We start from the raw sequence: 13,709 nt of genomic DNA on the forward strand, positions 1-13,709 counted from the left end.
CCTGATTCAGCCGGCCGTCGCGCGGGACGCGGCCCGGACGAGGTCGACGACGACATTCGGGTGCGTGATGAAGTACGCGTGTGAGGCGCCGGCGATCTCGACGGTGCGCGAGCCGGCCCGGCCGGCCATCGTCCGCTGCGAGGCCGGCGGGATCGCCTGGTCCGCACCGGACACCGCGTACCACGACGGGATGCTCCGCCACGCGGGCGGGCCGGACGGGGAGCCGAGCGCGGTCAGCGTGATCGGGCGCTGTGTCGCCGCCATCGCCAGCGCCGTGGCCGGGCCGACCTCGCTGATGAACGCCTTGCGGAACTCCTCCGGCCGGATCGAGAGTTCCACGTCGGTCCCGCCGCCCGGGATCGGGACCGGGACGCTGGCGACCACGTCTTGCAGGGTGCCCCCGGCGCTGAGCGCGAACGCGGACTCGCCCTCGTCGGGGACGAACGCGGCGATGTACACCAGCGCCTTGACGTTCGGGTTCCCGGTCGCGGCGTTGGTGATCACCGCGCCGCCGTAGGAGTGTCCGACCAGGATGACCGGGCCGGTGATCGAGGCGAGCACGGCCGCCAGGTAGGCGGCGTCGCCGGCCAATGCGCGCAACGGGTTGGCCACCGCGACCACCGGGTAGCCATCGTCCTGCAGGCGCTGTACCACACCGTTCCAGCCGGACGCGTCGGCGAACGCGCCGTGGACGAGCACGACGGTCGGGCGGGTGCCGCGGGCGGGCCGGGCCGAGGCACCGGATGCGGCCTGCGCGGGCACCGGCGACGTGACGATGCCGAGACCCGCGGCGGCCGACACGGTGGCCAGGCCGGTCAGGACGGTCCGGCGGGAAGTACGAGCGGTGTTCATGGTCATTCCTTTCAACGCAGCGTGCGCGCGGCCGTGAGAATCACGTCCGCGACGGCGGTGGGCTGGGACACCATCACAGCGTGAGAACCGGCCGTCTCGGCGATGTGCGATCCGGCGCGCTGCGCCATGAACCGCTGCGCATCCACGTGGATGGCCTGGTCGTCGGCGGCCACCAGGTACCAGGACGGCAGCACCCGCCACGCCGGCTCCCCGGCCGCCTCGGTGAAACCGGCCAGCGCGATCGGCCGCTGGCTGGCCGCCATGACCGCGGCGGCCGGCGCGGGCACGTCGGCGGCGAACACCGCCGGGAACTGCGACCGGTCGATGCTCAGCTCGACCACCTTGTCACCGTGCTCGGCCCGCACGACGGTCTGCCGCAGCGCCGGCCCCATGAGCGTGGCCGGGAACTGCTCGACGATCCCGGTGAGGCTTTCGCCCTGCTCCGGGGCGAACGCGGTGACGAACACCAGGCCGGCCGCATTGGCGAGCTCACCGGCGGCGCTGGAGATCACCACGCCGCCGTAGCTGTGCCCCACCAGCAGCACCCGGCCCGGCAGCTCGGCGGCCAGGTCCGCCACATAGCGGGCATCCGCGGCCGGCCCCCGCAGCGGGTTCGCCACCGCCCGCACGTCCAGGCCCGCCGCCTGCAACTGCGCGACGACGGCCGACCAACTCGACGCATCCGCGAACGCGCCGTGCACCAGGACAACGGTCAGGCCGTCCTCAGTACGCTCAGACTCAGTCATCTCTTCTCCCACCTCCACATCGACGTCGACCGACCGTAGGCCGACGCCGATGCAAGATCAGTGACAAAAGAGTGACGACGCCGCGAGCAGTGGCGAAGCGGAGAAAACCATCGAGGACGAGCACCAGATGTACGCCGCCTGGATGTTCCGCCAACAGACCGTCCACGACGTCGCGTTCACCGCCGGGCCGGTCCGCGGCCCGTCGGAGGTGCAGGTCGGCGCCGACGGGCCGCGGCCCGGTCGCCAGGACCACGCCTCCGCCCACGAGGCGACCCCGCTGTCCTGTGTGGACAGCGGGGTCGGGCGGATCAGGCCTCGGGGATCGGCCGGCCGAAGTTCTCCAGGGTGATGGCGGCCGGCTCGGGGCCGCCGCGCTTGCCGGTGTCCAGCGCGTCGATCGCGGCGAGCTGCTCGGCGGTGAGGTCGAAGTCGAACACGTCGAAGTTCTCCGCGATCCGCGCCGGCTTGGTCGACTTCGGGATCACCTGACGCCCCTGCTGCACATGCCAGCGCAGCATCACCTGCGCCGGCGACTTGCCGTGCGCCTTCGCGATCTCGCCGATCACCGGGTCCTGCAGGGTGCTGGTGTGCTCGCTGTCGCGGTAGAACGTGATGCCGCCGATCGGCGACCACGCCTGGGCCAGGATGCCGTGCTTCGCGCCGAGCTCCTGCACCTCACGCTGGGCGAAGTACGGGTGCACCTCGATCTGGTTCACCGCCGGCACCACCGTCGCCCTGTCCAGCAGCGCGGTGAGGTGGTCGACCATGAAGTTGCTGACCCCGATCGCGCGGACCTTGCCGTCGCCGTACAGGTTCTCCAGCGCCCGGTAGGCCTCCAGGGTCTTGTCGAAGTCCGAGGGCAGCGCCTGGTGCAGGATCAGCAGGTCGATCTGGTCGACCCCCAGCTTGGCCGCACTCTTGTCGAAGCCGTGCAGCGTCTGGTCGTACCCGTAGTCGCTGATCCAGATCTTGGTCTCGATGAAGACCTCGGAACGGTCGATGCCGGACCCGGCGATGGCTTCGCCGACCTCGCGCTCGTTGCCGTAGGCGGCGGCGGTGTCGATGTGCCGGTACCCGGTCGACAGGGCGGCCTGCACGGCCGCGCGGGTCTCGTCGGGCGGGGTCTGGAAGACGCCGAGGCCGATGGCGGGGATCTCGACGCCGTTGTTCAGCGTCAGGTTCGGGACGGTGGGCATGAAAGCGTTCCTCTCAACGGTCGTACCGAATGGTTGCTCAGCTGGGTCCGGCGTAGTCGGTGCTGACGTGCGCCTCGGCCAGGTCTTCGACCTTCGCCGCGTCGCGAGCGGTGACGATCGCATTGTGGCCGCGGGCGAGAACCGCCTCGGCGAGCGCGCGGCCCAGACCGCTGGAGCAGCCGGTGATCAACCAGGTGGCCATGTACGTCTCCTTACCGGTCAGGCGCCGAAGCGGACGAGCGCCTTGGTGGCGCGGCGCTCGAGCATGGCGGTGTAGGCATCCGCGACACCATCGAGGCCGGTCTCGTAGTCCAGGACCAGACCGGGGTTGATGCTGCCGTCGAGGACGTCGCCGAGCAGTTCGGGGATGTAGCGGCGGGCCGGGGCGACACCACCGCGCAGGCCCACGTTGCGGAAGATGACCGTCTGCAGCGGGACGGCGGAGTCGTGCGGCACCCCGACGGCACCCACGATCGAGCCGACCCGGGCGACACCGAAGGCGGTGGCCATCGACTGACCGGTGCCCACGCACTCCAGCGCCGCGTCGACGCCGATGCCGCCGGTCATGTCCATGACCAGCTTGGTCGCGTCGTCGCCGCGCTCGGTGACGATGTCGGTGGCGCCGAACTCGCGGGCGAGGGCCTGGCGGACCGGGTTGCTGCTCAGCGAGATGATCCGCTCGGCGCCGAGACGTTTGGCCGCGACGACCGCGCACAGCCCGACCGCGCCGTCGCCGACCACCGCGACGGTGTCGCCGGGCTTCACCCCGGCACTGAATGCGGCGTGATGCCCGGTGCACATCACATCGGACAAGGCCACCAGCGACTTCAGCACCGCATCCGAGTGGCCGCGGCCGGGCACCTTGACCAGCGTCGCGTCGGCGTACGGGACCCGTACGATCTCACCCTGGCCGCCGTCGACGCCGTTGTTGCCGAACGAGCCGCCGTTGAGGCAGTTGCCGGTCCATCCGCCGGCGCAGTTGGCGCAGGTGCCGTCGCAGAAGGTGAACGGGGCGACGACCAGGTCGCCGGGCGCCACCGTGGTGACGTCGGCGCCGGCCTGCTCGACGATGCCGATGAACTCGTGACCGATCGGGCCGAGCGCGTGCGGGTTGACCCCGCGGTAGTACCAGAGGTCGGAGCCGCAGACGCAGCCCAGCGTGACCCGTACCACCGCGTCGGTGGGGTTTTCCAGTCGTGGGTCCGGGCGCTCGCCGACGGTGATGTCGCCGGGGCCGCCGTAGAGGGTGGCACGCATGACAGTGGGTCCTTTCAGTGGCGCGCGCTGCGCAGCATCAGGCTGGCGACGGCGGTGAGAGTGATGAGAACGGCGGTGGCGGTGAGGCTGATGTGAAGACCTGGGCGGAAACCGGCCTGCGTGGCGACGACGGCGCCGTAGCCGGCGACGCCCAGCGAACCGCCCATCTGGCGGAAGGTGTTGAACACGCCACTGGCGGTACCCGCTCGCTGCGGCGGCACACTGTCGAGGATCAGCGCGGTGGTCGGTGGCACGGTGAAGGAGCCGCCCACCCCGACCGGGACCATCACGGCGGCGACCAGCCACGTCGGGGCGTCGACCGGCAGCAACACCAGGCCGAGCAGGCCGCCGACCATGAACAGCTGGCCGCCGATGATCGTCGCGGCCGCGCCGAGCCGGACGGCGGCGCGGGCCGCGAGCGGGTTGAGCGCGGCGACCAGGCCGGTCATCGGCAGGAACAGCAGGCCGGTGACCAACGGGGACGCGCCGCGCTGCTGCTGGAAGTACAGGCTCTGCAGGAAGACGACGCCGTAGAAGCCGGCCATGTTGACGAAGCCCACCGCGAGGGCGACGCTGACGATCCGGGATCGGAGCAGGTCCAGCGGCACCATCGGGTGCCGGCCCCGAGCCTGTGCGGTGAGGAATACCGCGGCGGCGACGAGGGCCACCCCGAACGCGATGAGAATCCGCGGGTGGCCGTAGCCGAGCTCCCCGCCCTCGATGACCGCGAAGGTCAGACCTCCGAGGGCGAGCACGGCGGCGATCTGCCCGGTCCAGTCGAACGGCACGACGGTGCGCGGCGAGCCGCCGCCCCGGCGCAGTACCAGCACGGCGGCGACACCGACGGGCAGGTTCAGGAAGAAGATCAGCCGCCAGTCGAGCTGGGTCAGCGCGCCGCCGAGGACCGGTCCGGCCGCGGCGGCGATGGACCCGCCCATCGCCCAGTAGGCGATCGCCCGGGCGCGGGCGGCCGGCTCCTGGTAGGCGGCCCGGATCAGGGCCAGCGACGTCGGTGTGACCAGGGCGGCGCCGACGCCCTGCACGATCCGCGCCGCCACCAGCCAGCCCAGGCTCGGCGCGAACCCGCACACCGCGGAGGCCACCACGAACACCGTCATGCCGATCCCGTACGCCCGGCGGGCCCCGATCCGGTCGGCGAACGTGCCGGCGAACAGCAGCAGGGCGGAGAACATCAGCGTGTAACCGGTGACGACCCACTGCAGTCCGGAGAGACTGCCGCCGAGGTCGGTGCTGACGTCGGGCAACGCCACGTTGACGACCTGCGTGTCGAGCGTGACCACGGCGAAACCCAGCATCGCCACCGCCAGCGAGGCGTGCGGGCTCCGTGCCGGTGGCGCCCCGCCGGTGGCGTGGGAGCTGTGGAGTGTGGTGGAAGGGCTTGACATGGCTGCCTTCTGAGGAACGTGGGTGGATCGCTGATGTTCAGCAAACGCCTGACGGCGGCCGGGAGGGAGACACCGCGCAAAGGGGTACCAGCAGGGACCCCCTTACCGCGGATCGGATGCCTAACCTGGGTTTATGGACAACCGCAATGAGGTACGGGCGTTCCTCAGCTCCCGCCGGGCGAAGGTCAGCCCCGAGCAGGCCGGTATTCCTGTGTACGGCAGCCGCCGGGTCGCCGGGTTGCGCCGTGGTGAGGTCGCCGCCCTGGCCGGGGTCAGCGTCGAGTACTACACCCGCCTGGAACGGGGCAACCTTGCCGGCGCCTCCGACAGCGTTCTGGATGCGGTCGCCCGCGCCCTGCGGCTCGACGACACCGAGGCCGCACACCTGCACCACCTGGCCCGGGCCGCCGGGCCCGCTCCCGCCCGCACCCGGGCCGGCCGGGACAAGACGCCCGAGATCCGGCCGGCGGTCCGCCATGTCCTCGATGCGATGACCGGGGTGCCCGCGTTCCTGCGCAACCACCGCTTCGACATCCTGGCCGCGAACCCGCTGGGCCTGGCCCTCTACGCGCCCATGTTCGCCGCCGGCGCGACGCTGCCGGTCAACTCGATGCGCTTCACCTTCCTGGACCCGCACGCACAGGGGTTCTATCCCGACTGGGCCCAGGTCGCGCGCTCCGCCGTCGCGGCGTTGCGCATCGCGGCCGCCCAGCACCCCGACGACCAGCAGCTGATGAACCTGATCGGTGAGCTGTCCATGCGCAGCGAGCCGTTCCGCGGCTGGTGGGCCACCCAGGACGTCTTCGTGCACCGTCACGGCACCAAGCGGTTCCGCCACCCGGCCGTCGGCGAGCTGGAGCTGGCGTACGAAGGGTTCGAGCTGACCGGCGACGGGAACCTGACGATGCTCACCTACTCCGCCGAGGCGGGAACCCCGTCCGGCGACGGTCTCGAACTGCTCGCCACGTGGGCCGCGACACAGGCGAGCGTCACCGCCCGGGCGGAGTGAGCGGGCCGGTTCAGGCTGACCGTCAGCGGGTGAGCAGGCCGGTGCGGCGCAGCCAGGCGTCCACGGCGGGCTCCGCGCCGGCGATCTCCTCACCCCTCACGGCCAGACCTTCGGCGATTGTCGCGCCGGGACACGACGCGGCATAGTCGCGCTCGGTGGTTCCCAGACCGCTCATCGCGTACGTGGTGAGCGGGTGGATCGTCCTGCCGTTGAACGAGAACTGTTCGACGAACGTCGTCATGATCATTGGGGCGCGGACGTTCCAGATCGGGCTGCCGAGCAGGATCGTGTCGTAGCGCTCGATCGAGGCGAGGGGGTTCGCGATGCCGGGCCGGGCGTTCGCGTTCTGCTCCCGCACGTTACGGGCGACGGTCTCTTCGTAATCGTCGGGGTAGCGGTCGGCGGCCTCGATACGGTACACGTCGCAGCCGATGCGCCGGCCGATCAGGCCGGCCACGACCTCGGTGTTGCCGACGCTCAGCTGCTTGCGGCCCCCGTTGAAGTAGTTCTCCCCGGCGCGGGAGAAGTACGCCAGCAGCACCTTGCCGCTCCCGGACGAAGACGTGGCCGGGGCGCTGCGGGATTGGTTGCCGGCCGCGGAGGGAGTTGCCGGCGCGGCGGCAGTCGGGGCATCCTCCGGGGAACCGGTGCAGGCGCCCAGCAGCGTACCGGCCAACGTCCCCACAGCGCCGAGCAGGATCGCGCGGCGAGGGTGCTTGCCCAGGTGAGCGCGCTCCGCGTCGTCGAGGCGCAGCGCCCGGCCGACCGCGTCCAGAACGCTGTCGGAGGCCCCGGAGAGGTTGCCGCGTTCCAAGCGGGTGTAGTGCTCGAGACTGACCCCGGCGAGCTGGGCGACCCCGGACCGGCGCAGGCCCGGCACCCGGCGGGTGCCCCCGGCCGGGAGCCCCGCCTGCTGCGGGCTCAATCTCGCTCGACGGGAGATCATGAGGTCCCGGATCTCGCTGCGGTTGTCCACGAAGCCCACGCTAGGCATCCGCCGAGGCCGGAGGGGGTCCCTGTCATAACACCTTTGCGCAAGGACTCCCTACCGGCGTCACGGCATCGACGCTTCGACCCCGGCCGGGCGAGCACCGGCACCGGCACCCGCTCGCGCGGTGGTGAACTGCTGCAGAAGCCTTCCCCACCGCCGGCCGCCGACGGCGAACCTGGTCCGCCGCCTGAGATCACGCTGCCGGGGTCACGGGCTCGTCGATCACGCTTGCGTCACCGCCGCGTATGGGGCCCAGGCTCCACGCGTTCAGCTCGTGCGGGGTGCCGAGCCTGACCGCGCTCACCTCGTCGAGCCGGGCGAACTGCGCCGGGGTCAGCGTCACGTCCAGCGCGCCCAGGTAGTCGTCGAGCTGCGCAACGCTGCGCGGGCCGATGATCGGCACGTACGCCGTGGCCGCCCGCGCTCCCTGCTGCCGCATCCAGGCGATGGCGATATGGGAGGCCGGCACGCCGCGCTCGGCCGCGACGTCGAGGACGGCGTCGACGATCGCGGTCTTCTGCGCGGTGTCCTCGAAGAACCCGACGGCCTTGAGGTCGCTGATCCGGCCGGTGGCGCCCCGGCGGTACTTGCCGGTCAGCAGACCGCCGCCGAGCGGGCTCCACAACGCCGCGCCCAGGCCAAGCGCCTGCGCCATTGGCAGCAGCTCCCGCTCGGCCGTGCGGTCGACCAGGCTGTACTCGACCTGGATACCGGCGACCGGGGACCAGCCGCGCAGCTCGGCGATGGCGGCGGCGCGCGACACCCGCCAGGCCGGGAAGTTCGACAGCCCGAAATAGCGGATCTTTCCGGCGCTGACCAGGTCGTCCAGGCCGCGCAGGATCTCCTCCATCGGAGTCAGGCCGTCAGGGGCGTGCACCCAGTACATGTCGAGGTAATCGGTGTTCAGACGGCGCAGGCTGGCCTCGAGGGCCTGGACCATGTACCGGCGGCTGTTGCCGGTGTTGGAGACGGTCTGCGATCCGACGCCGTTCATGCTGTACTTGCCCGTCAGCACGAAGTGGTCCCGGTCGGCGCCCAGGAACTCGCCGAGCAGCTGCTCGGATTCGCCGGCCTGGTAGTTCTCGGCGGTGTCGATGAGCGTTCCGCCGGCTTCGGCGAACCGGTCGAAGATCTTGCGGGCCTCGGCGGGCTGAGCACCGGGGCCCCAGCCGCCGCCGGCGCGCCAGCCGGTGCCGAAATTCGCGGTGCCGAGGCCGTACTCGGACACGCGCAGGCCGTTGTTGCGCCCGAAGGTTGTGTATCGCATGGGTGGACATCTCCTAAGACGAGTAAGACGAGCAACTTGCGTTGTGTAAGCGTGGAAGCGGTTCTCGGCGCCGGTAGGGCGTGTCGGGTCAGCGGGGGACGGTCACGACGATCTTGCCGACCTGGGATCCTGACTCGAGACGACGGTGGGCCTCGACGATGTCCTCCAGCGGGAACGTGGTGTCGATGACCGGCCGCAGGATCTTGCGGGCGACACCGTCGAGAATCCAGTCAATGGCGACCTTGCGGCGTTCGAGGTCGGTGGTGAGTTCGAAGACCTTGTAGCCGCGGATGGTCAGGCTCTTGCTGATCAACTCCAGCGCGGGCACGGTCGCGGCCTCGATGCTCAACGCGCCGTAGACGATCACAGTCCCCCCGGGCGCAGCGGCGCGGATCAGACGCGCCAGAGCCGGTCCTCCCACCGGGTCGAAGATCACGCGCGCGCCCTGCCCGTCGGTGAGTTCGTTCACCCGGGTGGCAACGTCTTCTTCGGTCGTGGCGATGACTGCCTCGGCGCCGGTACCCAGGAGCTGCTGACGCTTGGCGCTGGTGCGGGTCAGGGCCACCGGCCGGGCCCCCACGTTGCGGGCGATCTGGATCGCGGCCAGGCCGACGCTGCTGGAGGCGGCGGGGACGAGCAGCGTGTCACCGGCCTGCAGGGCCGCGGTCTCGATCAGGGCGCCGTAGGCGGTCAGGTACTGCCCCCACAGCGCTGCGGCCTCTTCCCAGGACAGCGTGCCGGGGTGCTTGACCACCCCGGCGGCGGGCGCGATGGCCAGCTCGCCGTGGATGGGGTAATCGGTGACCCTGAAGCTGGGGATCATGCTGACGGCATCCCCGATGGTGAAACCCTCGACGTCCGGGCCGATGGCGTCGACCTCACCGGATGCCTCCCATCCGATACCGGAGGGGAGCTCCATGAGGTGGCCGCTGCGGAGCATGGCATCCGCGCGGTTCACCCCGAGAGCCCGGGTGCGGATGCGGATCTCGCCCTGGCCGGGTTCGCGGACCTCGACGTCGTCCAGGGTCAGGACCTCGGGGCCGCCGGTGGCGTGAAATCGAACAATCTTGCTCATGGGAGTTGTCTTGCCTTTCAAGATCTGGACCTGGTCCGGTCGTTCGTGAGATCGGAGGGCCCAGGGGCTGCTCCGCGCGGATCGAAGGGGTTGCTGTGCGCCAGGGGGCCGCGAGCCCTACGCACCCGCGTCGGCCCCGGCGAGGCCGACGCGCGGCACGACGAGCAGCATCACGGCGGTCGCCGCGGTCAGCCCGCCGGCGACCACCAGCGCCAAGGCGACGCTGCCGCCGCCGAGGACGCCGACCAGTGGGGCACCCAGCGCACCCCCGCCGAACTGGACGGCGCCGAGCAGCGCCGCAGCGGTCCCGGCCGCCTCACCATGCCGGGTCATGGCCAGGGCCGGGGCGTTGGGGAAGGCGAGCCCGATCGCGGCGAGCACAAGGAACAGCGACACCAGCAGTGTGGCCAGGCCACCGAGGCCGGTCACGGCGAAGAACAGCAGGATGAACCCGGCGGCGGTGCCGGCGACCAGGGCGGCACGCAGGATCTGCGGCGGCGTGTACCGGCGCAGCAGTAGCACGTTGAACTGGATGGCGCCGATGAGTCCGGCCACACTGGCCGCAAAAACAAGGCCGAACTCCTGCTCGTCGAGACCGTACTGCTGTTGCAGGACGAAGGACGAACCCGCCACGTAGGCGAACTGGGCGGCGGCGAACAGCCCGACGACCAGTACCAGAGCGACGAACGCACGGTCGCGGAACAGCCGGCCGTACACGCGCACAGTCGCCGCCACACCGCCTCGGTGGCGGCGGTGCGGCGCGAGGGTCTCCGGAAGTCCGAAGAGCGCAACTGCGATCAGCAGTACGCCCAGCGCCGCCAGCGTCACGAACACACCCCGCCAGTCGGTCCAGCGCAGCACCGCGCTGCCCAGACTTGGTGCCAGAATCGGTGCCGCGCCGGTGACAAGCATCAGTCGCGAGAAGATGCGGGCGAAGGCGGATCCCCTGAACAGGTCCCGCACGACTGCGATGGCGACCACCGTGGCGGCCGCCACGCCGACCCCCTGCAGCACGCGCAGCACGTCGAGTACGGCGATGTTGGGTACGAACACGCACAGGATCGACGCGGCCACGTGCAGGACCAGCCCGGCCAGCAGCGGCTTGCGGCGGCCGGCCGCGTCGGACAGCGGCCCGATGAACAGCTGTCCGACGGCCAATCCGAGCAGCGTCCCAGTGAGCGTGAGCTGCACCGCCGTAGGGGTGGTCGCGAGTGCGGCCGTCACGGCGGGCAGCGCGGGCAGGTACATGTCGACGGTCAACGGACCGATCGCGATGAAGGCACCGAGCACGAGCACCAGCCGCGCCCGCTGGCGGCCGGTCATCAGGTCACCCGGCAGCACCGGTTCGGCGCCGTCGGTGGTTGCGGTGGCGGCACTCATGAGACCTCCCTCCAGACGAGATCGAACTCCGTATCCGTGCGCTGCACGGCGATGTCGTACACCCAGCGCGCTACCGCGCCGCCGTTCCAACCCGGCGAGTGCTGACGACGATGGTCCTGATCTTTTGTCATTGCGTTTCCTCTGCTGCTTGACGGGTACCCGGCCGGCATCTTCGCTTCGTCAAACACCTACCGACCGGGCCATCCGGAATTAGGAGCACATGCTCCTATTTGGGAGACGGCAAGGACAGACCCCTCGAGTCGAACCGAATATCGCCGTGCCCGACGTTCTCGAAGACGTGCCGGCGGGCGACCACGACCGCGCTGACGGGTCGGACCCACCCAAGCCCGACTGTCCATAGGGGACGGCGAGCAGCCGCGGGAGTTGGTACAGGCCTCTATCCGCCCGCGGGCACGATCTGTGCGCCGCCCGCCCTGGGTCTTGATTGCCTGCGACCGCGAGATCATGACCGATCGTCCTGCTGATCGAGGCCGCCGAGCTCAACCGTACAAGTCGGGCCGGGGCGGTCCAGATCCCGGTCAGGCTCTGGCCGTCTGAGCCACCCCGTTGCGCTCCCCCGACTTTCCAAGTTCCGCGCGGTCACTCCAAGCGCGAGATCTCCTGCCGTCGGAACTCCTCGACCGGAAGACCACCCCGTCCCCAGTTCTCGGTGTCGACCTCGTCGATCACTACGAAGGTGGAGCTCAACGGCTTGTTCAGGACATCGAGCAGTAGCTGGCTCACCCCTTTGATGAGGGCTGCCTTCTCCTCGACGGTTGCCGCGGAGGCACCGGGCGTGCTGCCCTCACGGGTGATCTGGATGGTGACGATCGGCATCGTAGTGGTCCTTTCTGCGGGTTGCGGCGGGTCAGTGTCCGGCGTTCTGGCCGCCGTCGACGTGGAGGATCTCGCCGGTGACGAAGGGCGCGGACTCAAGGTAGATAACGGCGTCGATCACGTCGCTGGTCTCGCCCATCCGGCCGACCGGGTGCAGACCGGCAAGCGCCGCGTGGGTCTCGACCGGGTGCATCGGGGTCTTGATGATGCCGGGCGCGACGGCGTTGACCCGGACGCCCCGGCTCGCGTACTCGATGGCCAGGGACTTGGTCGCAGAGCTGAGGCCACCCTTGGTCAACGACGCGAGCGCGGATGGAACGTTGGAGTTGGGCTGGTCCACGAAGCTGGTGGTGATGGTGACGATGTGCCCTCCACCGACTGCCAGCAGGTGCGGCAGGACGCGCCGGGTGAGATGGAAGAAGCCGGCGAGGTTGACCGCAGTCACCAGGTCGTACTCCTCGTCGGTGTAGTCGGTGAACGGCTTGGCGACGAACACGCCGGCGTTGTTGACCAGGGTGTCGATGCGGCCGAAGCGCTCAAGGGCCGCGCTGACCACCCGCTCTGCGGTGTCGGCGTCGGCGATGTCGCCCCGGATGTTCACAATCTCTGGATCGTTCGCGTCACCGATCGAGCGCGAAGTGCCCACGACGCCGTAGCCGAGCTTGCGGTACGCGCCCACGAGGGCGGCGCCGATGCCCTGAGACGCGCCGGTGATCACGGCGACCTTCTGTCCCTGAATGCTCATGACGTTCCTCCTCCTGACTGGCCGGAGCTCTGGTTCGCCCCGGCCCGGGGTGACCAGTAGACGACTGGTCGACAAAAAGCTAGCCGACCGGTCATGTATCGTCAAAGCCATGGGACGGACGAGTGATGCGCGAAACAAAATCCTCGACGCCGCCGCCGAGTTGCTGGAGCAGCGTGGCTATTCGGCGCTGGGCGTAGCGGAGATCTGCACCACGGCGGGCGTACCGAAGGGCAGCTTCTACTACTTCTTCGAGTCCAAGCAGGCTCTCGCGCTCACCGTTATCGACGATCACTGGGCAAGCCAGCGGCGGCAGTGGGTCGAACTACTCAGCAGCGACCTCGACCCGCTGCGGCGCCTGCGTGACCTGTTCGAGGCCACCGAGGAGGTCCAGCGCACCGGGCAGCGGAAGGCCGGCCAGGTCGTCGGTTGCCTCTTCGGCAACCTCGCGCTGGAACTCAGCACCCAGGCCGAGGAGATCCGCAGCCGGCTCCAGGAAATCTTCGAGGCCCAGATCGACCTCATCGAACAGGTGATCGTCGAGGCTCAGGCACTGGGCCAGGCAGGCCCGTCGGTCGACGCCCGCGAGGCCGCCCGGTCCATCGTCGCCCAGATCGAGGGACGCGCGATGCTCGCGAAACTGCTCAACGATCCCGCCCAGCTCGAGATGTTGTGGCGAAACAGCCTTGACCTGCTCCAGGTACCGCCGCAGGGGCGGGCCAAGGCGGCATCGCCACCTCGCAGGCGCCGGTCCACGCCCGGATCCTGACCCGCGGCACCGGCCTGAGCCGGACGCGGCGCGTGATTTGGCCGCCGGTGTCGCTGTGCCGTGGTGCACCGCCGACGCGTCGATGAGCGCCACTGGCCTCGTCGACTCGGCAAAGACATGGGGCCGCTCTGGCGGGCAGGCGTCGGTAGACAGCGAATCGGTTGCTCACGGCCGCTTTCGGC

14 protein-coding genes are annotated in these 13,709 nt (G+C 70.3%); 2 read left to right on the forward strand and 12 right to left on the reverse strand.

The genetic code is table 11. The features are described from left to right. Positions 1 to 6: 6 nt before the first annotated feature. From AB0B76_RS26345 to AB0B76_RS26370, 6 genes are all read right to left on the reverse strand, one after another. Positions 7 to 852, reverse strand: coding sequence for an alpha/beta hydrolase (locus tag AB0B76_RS26345; protein WP_360380183.1), 846 nt, complete (start codon positions 850 to 852; stop codon positions 7 to 9). Between the two features lie 11 nt (positions 853 to 863). Further along, the gene (locus tag AB0B76_RS26350; protein ID WP_360380186.1) at positions 864 to 1,598 is read right to left on the reverse strand and encodes an alpha/beta hydrolase; all 735 of its coding nucleotides are present in this window, start codon (positions 1,596 to 1,598) and stop codon (positions 864 to 866) included. Between the two features lie 308 nt (positions 1,599 to 1,906). Next, positions 1,907 to 2,794, reverse strand: a complete 888-nt coding sequence (locus AB0B76_RS26355; protein ID WP_360380189.1) for an aldo/keto reductase — start codon at positions 2,792 to 2,794, stop codon at positions 1,907 to 1,909. A 37-nt stretch (positions 2,795 to 2,831) separates the two neighbouring features. After that, entirely contained in the window at positions 2,832 to 2,996 is a 165-nt protein-coding gene (locus tag AB0B76_RS26360; RefSeq protein ID WP_360380191.1) for an SDR family NAD(P)-dependent oxidoreductase, read from the reverse strand. 17 nt (positions 2,997 to 3,013) lie between these two features. After that, complete coding sequence (locus AB0B76_RS26365; RefSeq protein ID WP_360380194.1) at positions 3,014 to 4,051, reverse strand: zinc-dependent alcohol dehydrogenase family protein; 1,038 nt, start codon at positions 4,049 to 4,051, stop codon at positions 3,014 to 3,016. A gap of 14 nt (positions 4,052 to 4,065) precedes the next feature. Further along, entirely contained in the window at positions 4,066 to 5,457 is a 1,392-nt protein-coding gene (locus tag AB0B76_RS26370; RefSeq protein WP_360380196.1) for an MFS transporter, read from the reverse strand. 133 nt (positions 5,458 to 5,590) lie between these two features. Here AB0B76_RS26370 and AB0B76_RS26375 point away from each other — a divergent pair, with 133 nt between their 5' ends. Beyond that, a complete protein-coding gene (locus tag AB0B76_RS26375) occupies positions 5,591 to 6,466 on the forward strand; it encodes a helix-turn-helix transcriptional regulator (RefSeq protein ID WP_360380199.1) in 876 nt (291 codons plus the stop codon). 22 nt (positions 6,467 to 6,488) lie between these two features. Here the strand turns inward: AB0B76_RS26375 and AB0B76_RS26380 are convergent, their stop codons facing one another. The 6 genes from AB0B76_RS26380 to AB0B76_RS26405 form a co-directional block, all read right to left on the reverse strand. Then, positions 6,489 to 7,442 carry a flavodoxin gene (locus AB0B76_RS26380; protein WP_360380201.1) on the reverse strand — a complete coding sequence of 318 codons (954 nt, stop codon included), beginning with the start codon at positions 7,440 to 7,442 and terminating at the stop codon, positions 6,489 to 6,491. Positions 7,443 to 7,650: 208 nt separating this feature from the next. Continuing rightward, a complete protein-coding gene (locus AB0B76_RS26385) occupies positions 7,651 to 8,724 on the reverse strand; it encodes an aldo/keto reductase (RefSeq protein WP_360380203.1) in 1,074 nt (357 codons plus the stop codon). 88 nt (positions 8,725 to 8,812) lie between these two features. Beyond that, positions 8,813 to 9,820, reverse strand: a complete 1,008-nt coding sequence (locus AB0B76_RS26390) for a zinc-dependent alcohol dehydrogenase family protein (protein ID WP_360380205.1) — start codon at positions 9,818 to 9,820, stop codon at positions 8,813 to 8,815. Positions 9,821 to 9,916: 96 nt separating this feature from the next. Further along, positions 9,917 to 11,179, reverse strand: coding sequence for a multidrug effflux MFS transporter (locus tag AB0B76_RS26395; protein ID WP_360380207.1), 1,263 nt, complete (start codon positions 11,177 to 11,179; stop codon positions 9,917 to 9,919). Between the two features lie 600 nt (positions 11,180 to 11,779). Then, positions 11,780 to 12,016 carry a 4-oxalocrotonate tautomerase family protein gene (locus tag AB0B76_RS26400; protein WP_360380209.1) on the reverse strand — a complete coding sequence of 79 codons (237 nt, stop codon included), beginning with the start codon at positions 12,014 to 12,016 and terminating at the stop codon, positions 11,780 to 11,782. 31 nt (positions 12,017 to 12,047) lie between these two features. Then, complete coding sequence (locus tag AB0B76_RS26405; protein WP_360380211.1) at positions 12,048 to 12,761, reverse strand: SDR family oxidoreductase; 714 nt, start codon at positions 12,759 to 12,761, stop codon at positions 12,048 to 12,050. A 109-nt stretch (positions 12,762 to 12,870) separates the two neighbouring features. On the opposite strand from AB0B76_RS26405, the gene AB0B76_RS26410 reads away from it, so the two are divergent. Continuing rightward, positions 12,871 to 13,527 carry a TetR family transcriptional regulator gene (locus tag AB0B76_RS26410; RefSeq protein WP_360380214.1) on the forward strand — a complete coding sequence of 219 codons (657 nt, stop codon included), beginning with the start codon at positions 12,871 to 12,873 and terminating at the stop codon, positions 13,525 to 13,527. Positions 13,528 to 13,709: the final 182 nt, after the last annotated feature.

This window comes from Dactylosporangium sp. NPDC049140 (assembly GCF_040648435.1).

Coding starts and splice junctions, on each gene's coding strand:
- AB0B76_RS26395 (WP_360380207.1), bottom strand. CDS start 11,179: ATGAGTGCCGCCACCGCAACCACCGACGGCGCCGAACCGGTGCTGCCG.
- AB0B76_RS26400 (WP_360380209.1), bottom strand. CDS start 12,016: ATGCCGATCGTCACCATCCAGATCACCCGTGAGGGCAGCACGCCCGGT.
- AB0B76_RS26405 (WP_360380211.1), bottom strand. CDS start 12,761: ATGAGCATTCAGGGACAGAAGGTCGCCGTGATCACCGGCGCGTCTCAG.
- AB0B76_RS26410 (WP_360380214.1), top strand. CDS start 12,871: ATGGGACGGACGAGTGATGCGCGAAACAAAATCCTCGACGCCGCCGCC.
- AB0B76_RS26375 (WP_360380199.1), top strand. CDS start 5,591: ATGGACAACCGCAATGAGGTACGGGCGTTCCTCAGCTCCCGCCGGGCG.
- AB0B76_RS26385 (WP_360380203.1), bottom strand. CDS start 8,724: ATGCGATACACAACCTTCGGGCGCAACAACGGCCTGCGCGTGTCCGAG.
- AB0B76_RS26365 (WP_360380194.1), bottom strand. CDS start 4,051: ATGCGTGCCACCCTCTACGGCGGCCCCGGCGACATCACCGTCGGCGAG.
- AB0B76_RS26350 (WP_360380186.1), bottom strand. CDS start 1,598: ATGACTGAGTCTGAGCGTACTGAGGACGGCCTGACCGTTGTCCTGGTG.
- AB0B76_RS26355 (WP_360380189.1), bottom strand. CDS start 2,794: ATGCCCACCGTCCCGAACCTGACGCTGAACAACGGCGTCGAGATCCCC.
- AB0B76_RS26360 (WP_360380191.1), bottom strand. CDS start 2,996: ATGGCCACCTGGTTGATCACCGGCTGCTCCAGCGGTCTGGGCCGCGCG.
- AB0B76_RS26345 (WP_360380183.1), bottom strand. CDS start 852: ATGAACACCGCTCGTACTTCCCGCCGGACCGTCCTGACCGGCCTGGCC.
- AB0B76_RS26370 (WP_360380196.1), bottom strand. CDS start 5,457: ATGTCAAGCCCTTCCACCACACTCCACAGCTCCCACGCCACCGGCGGG.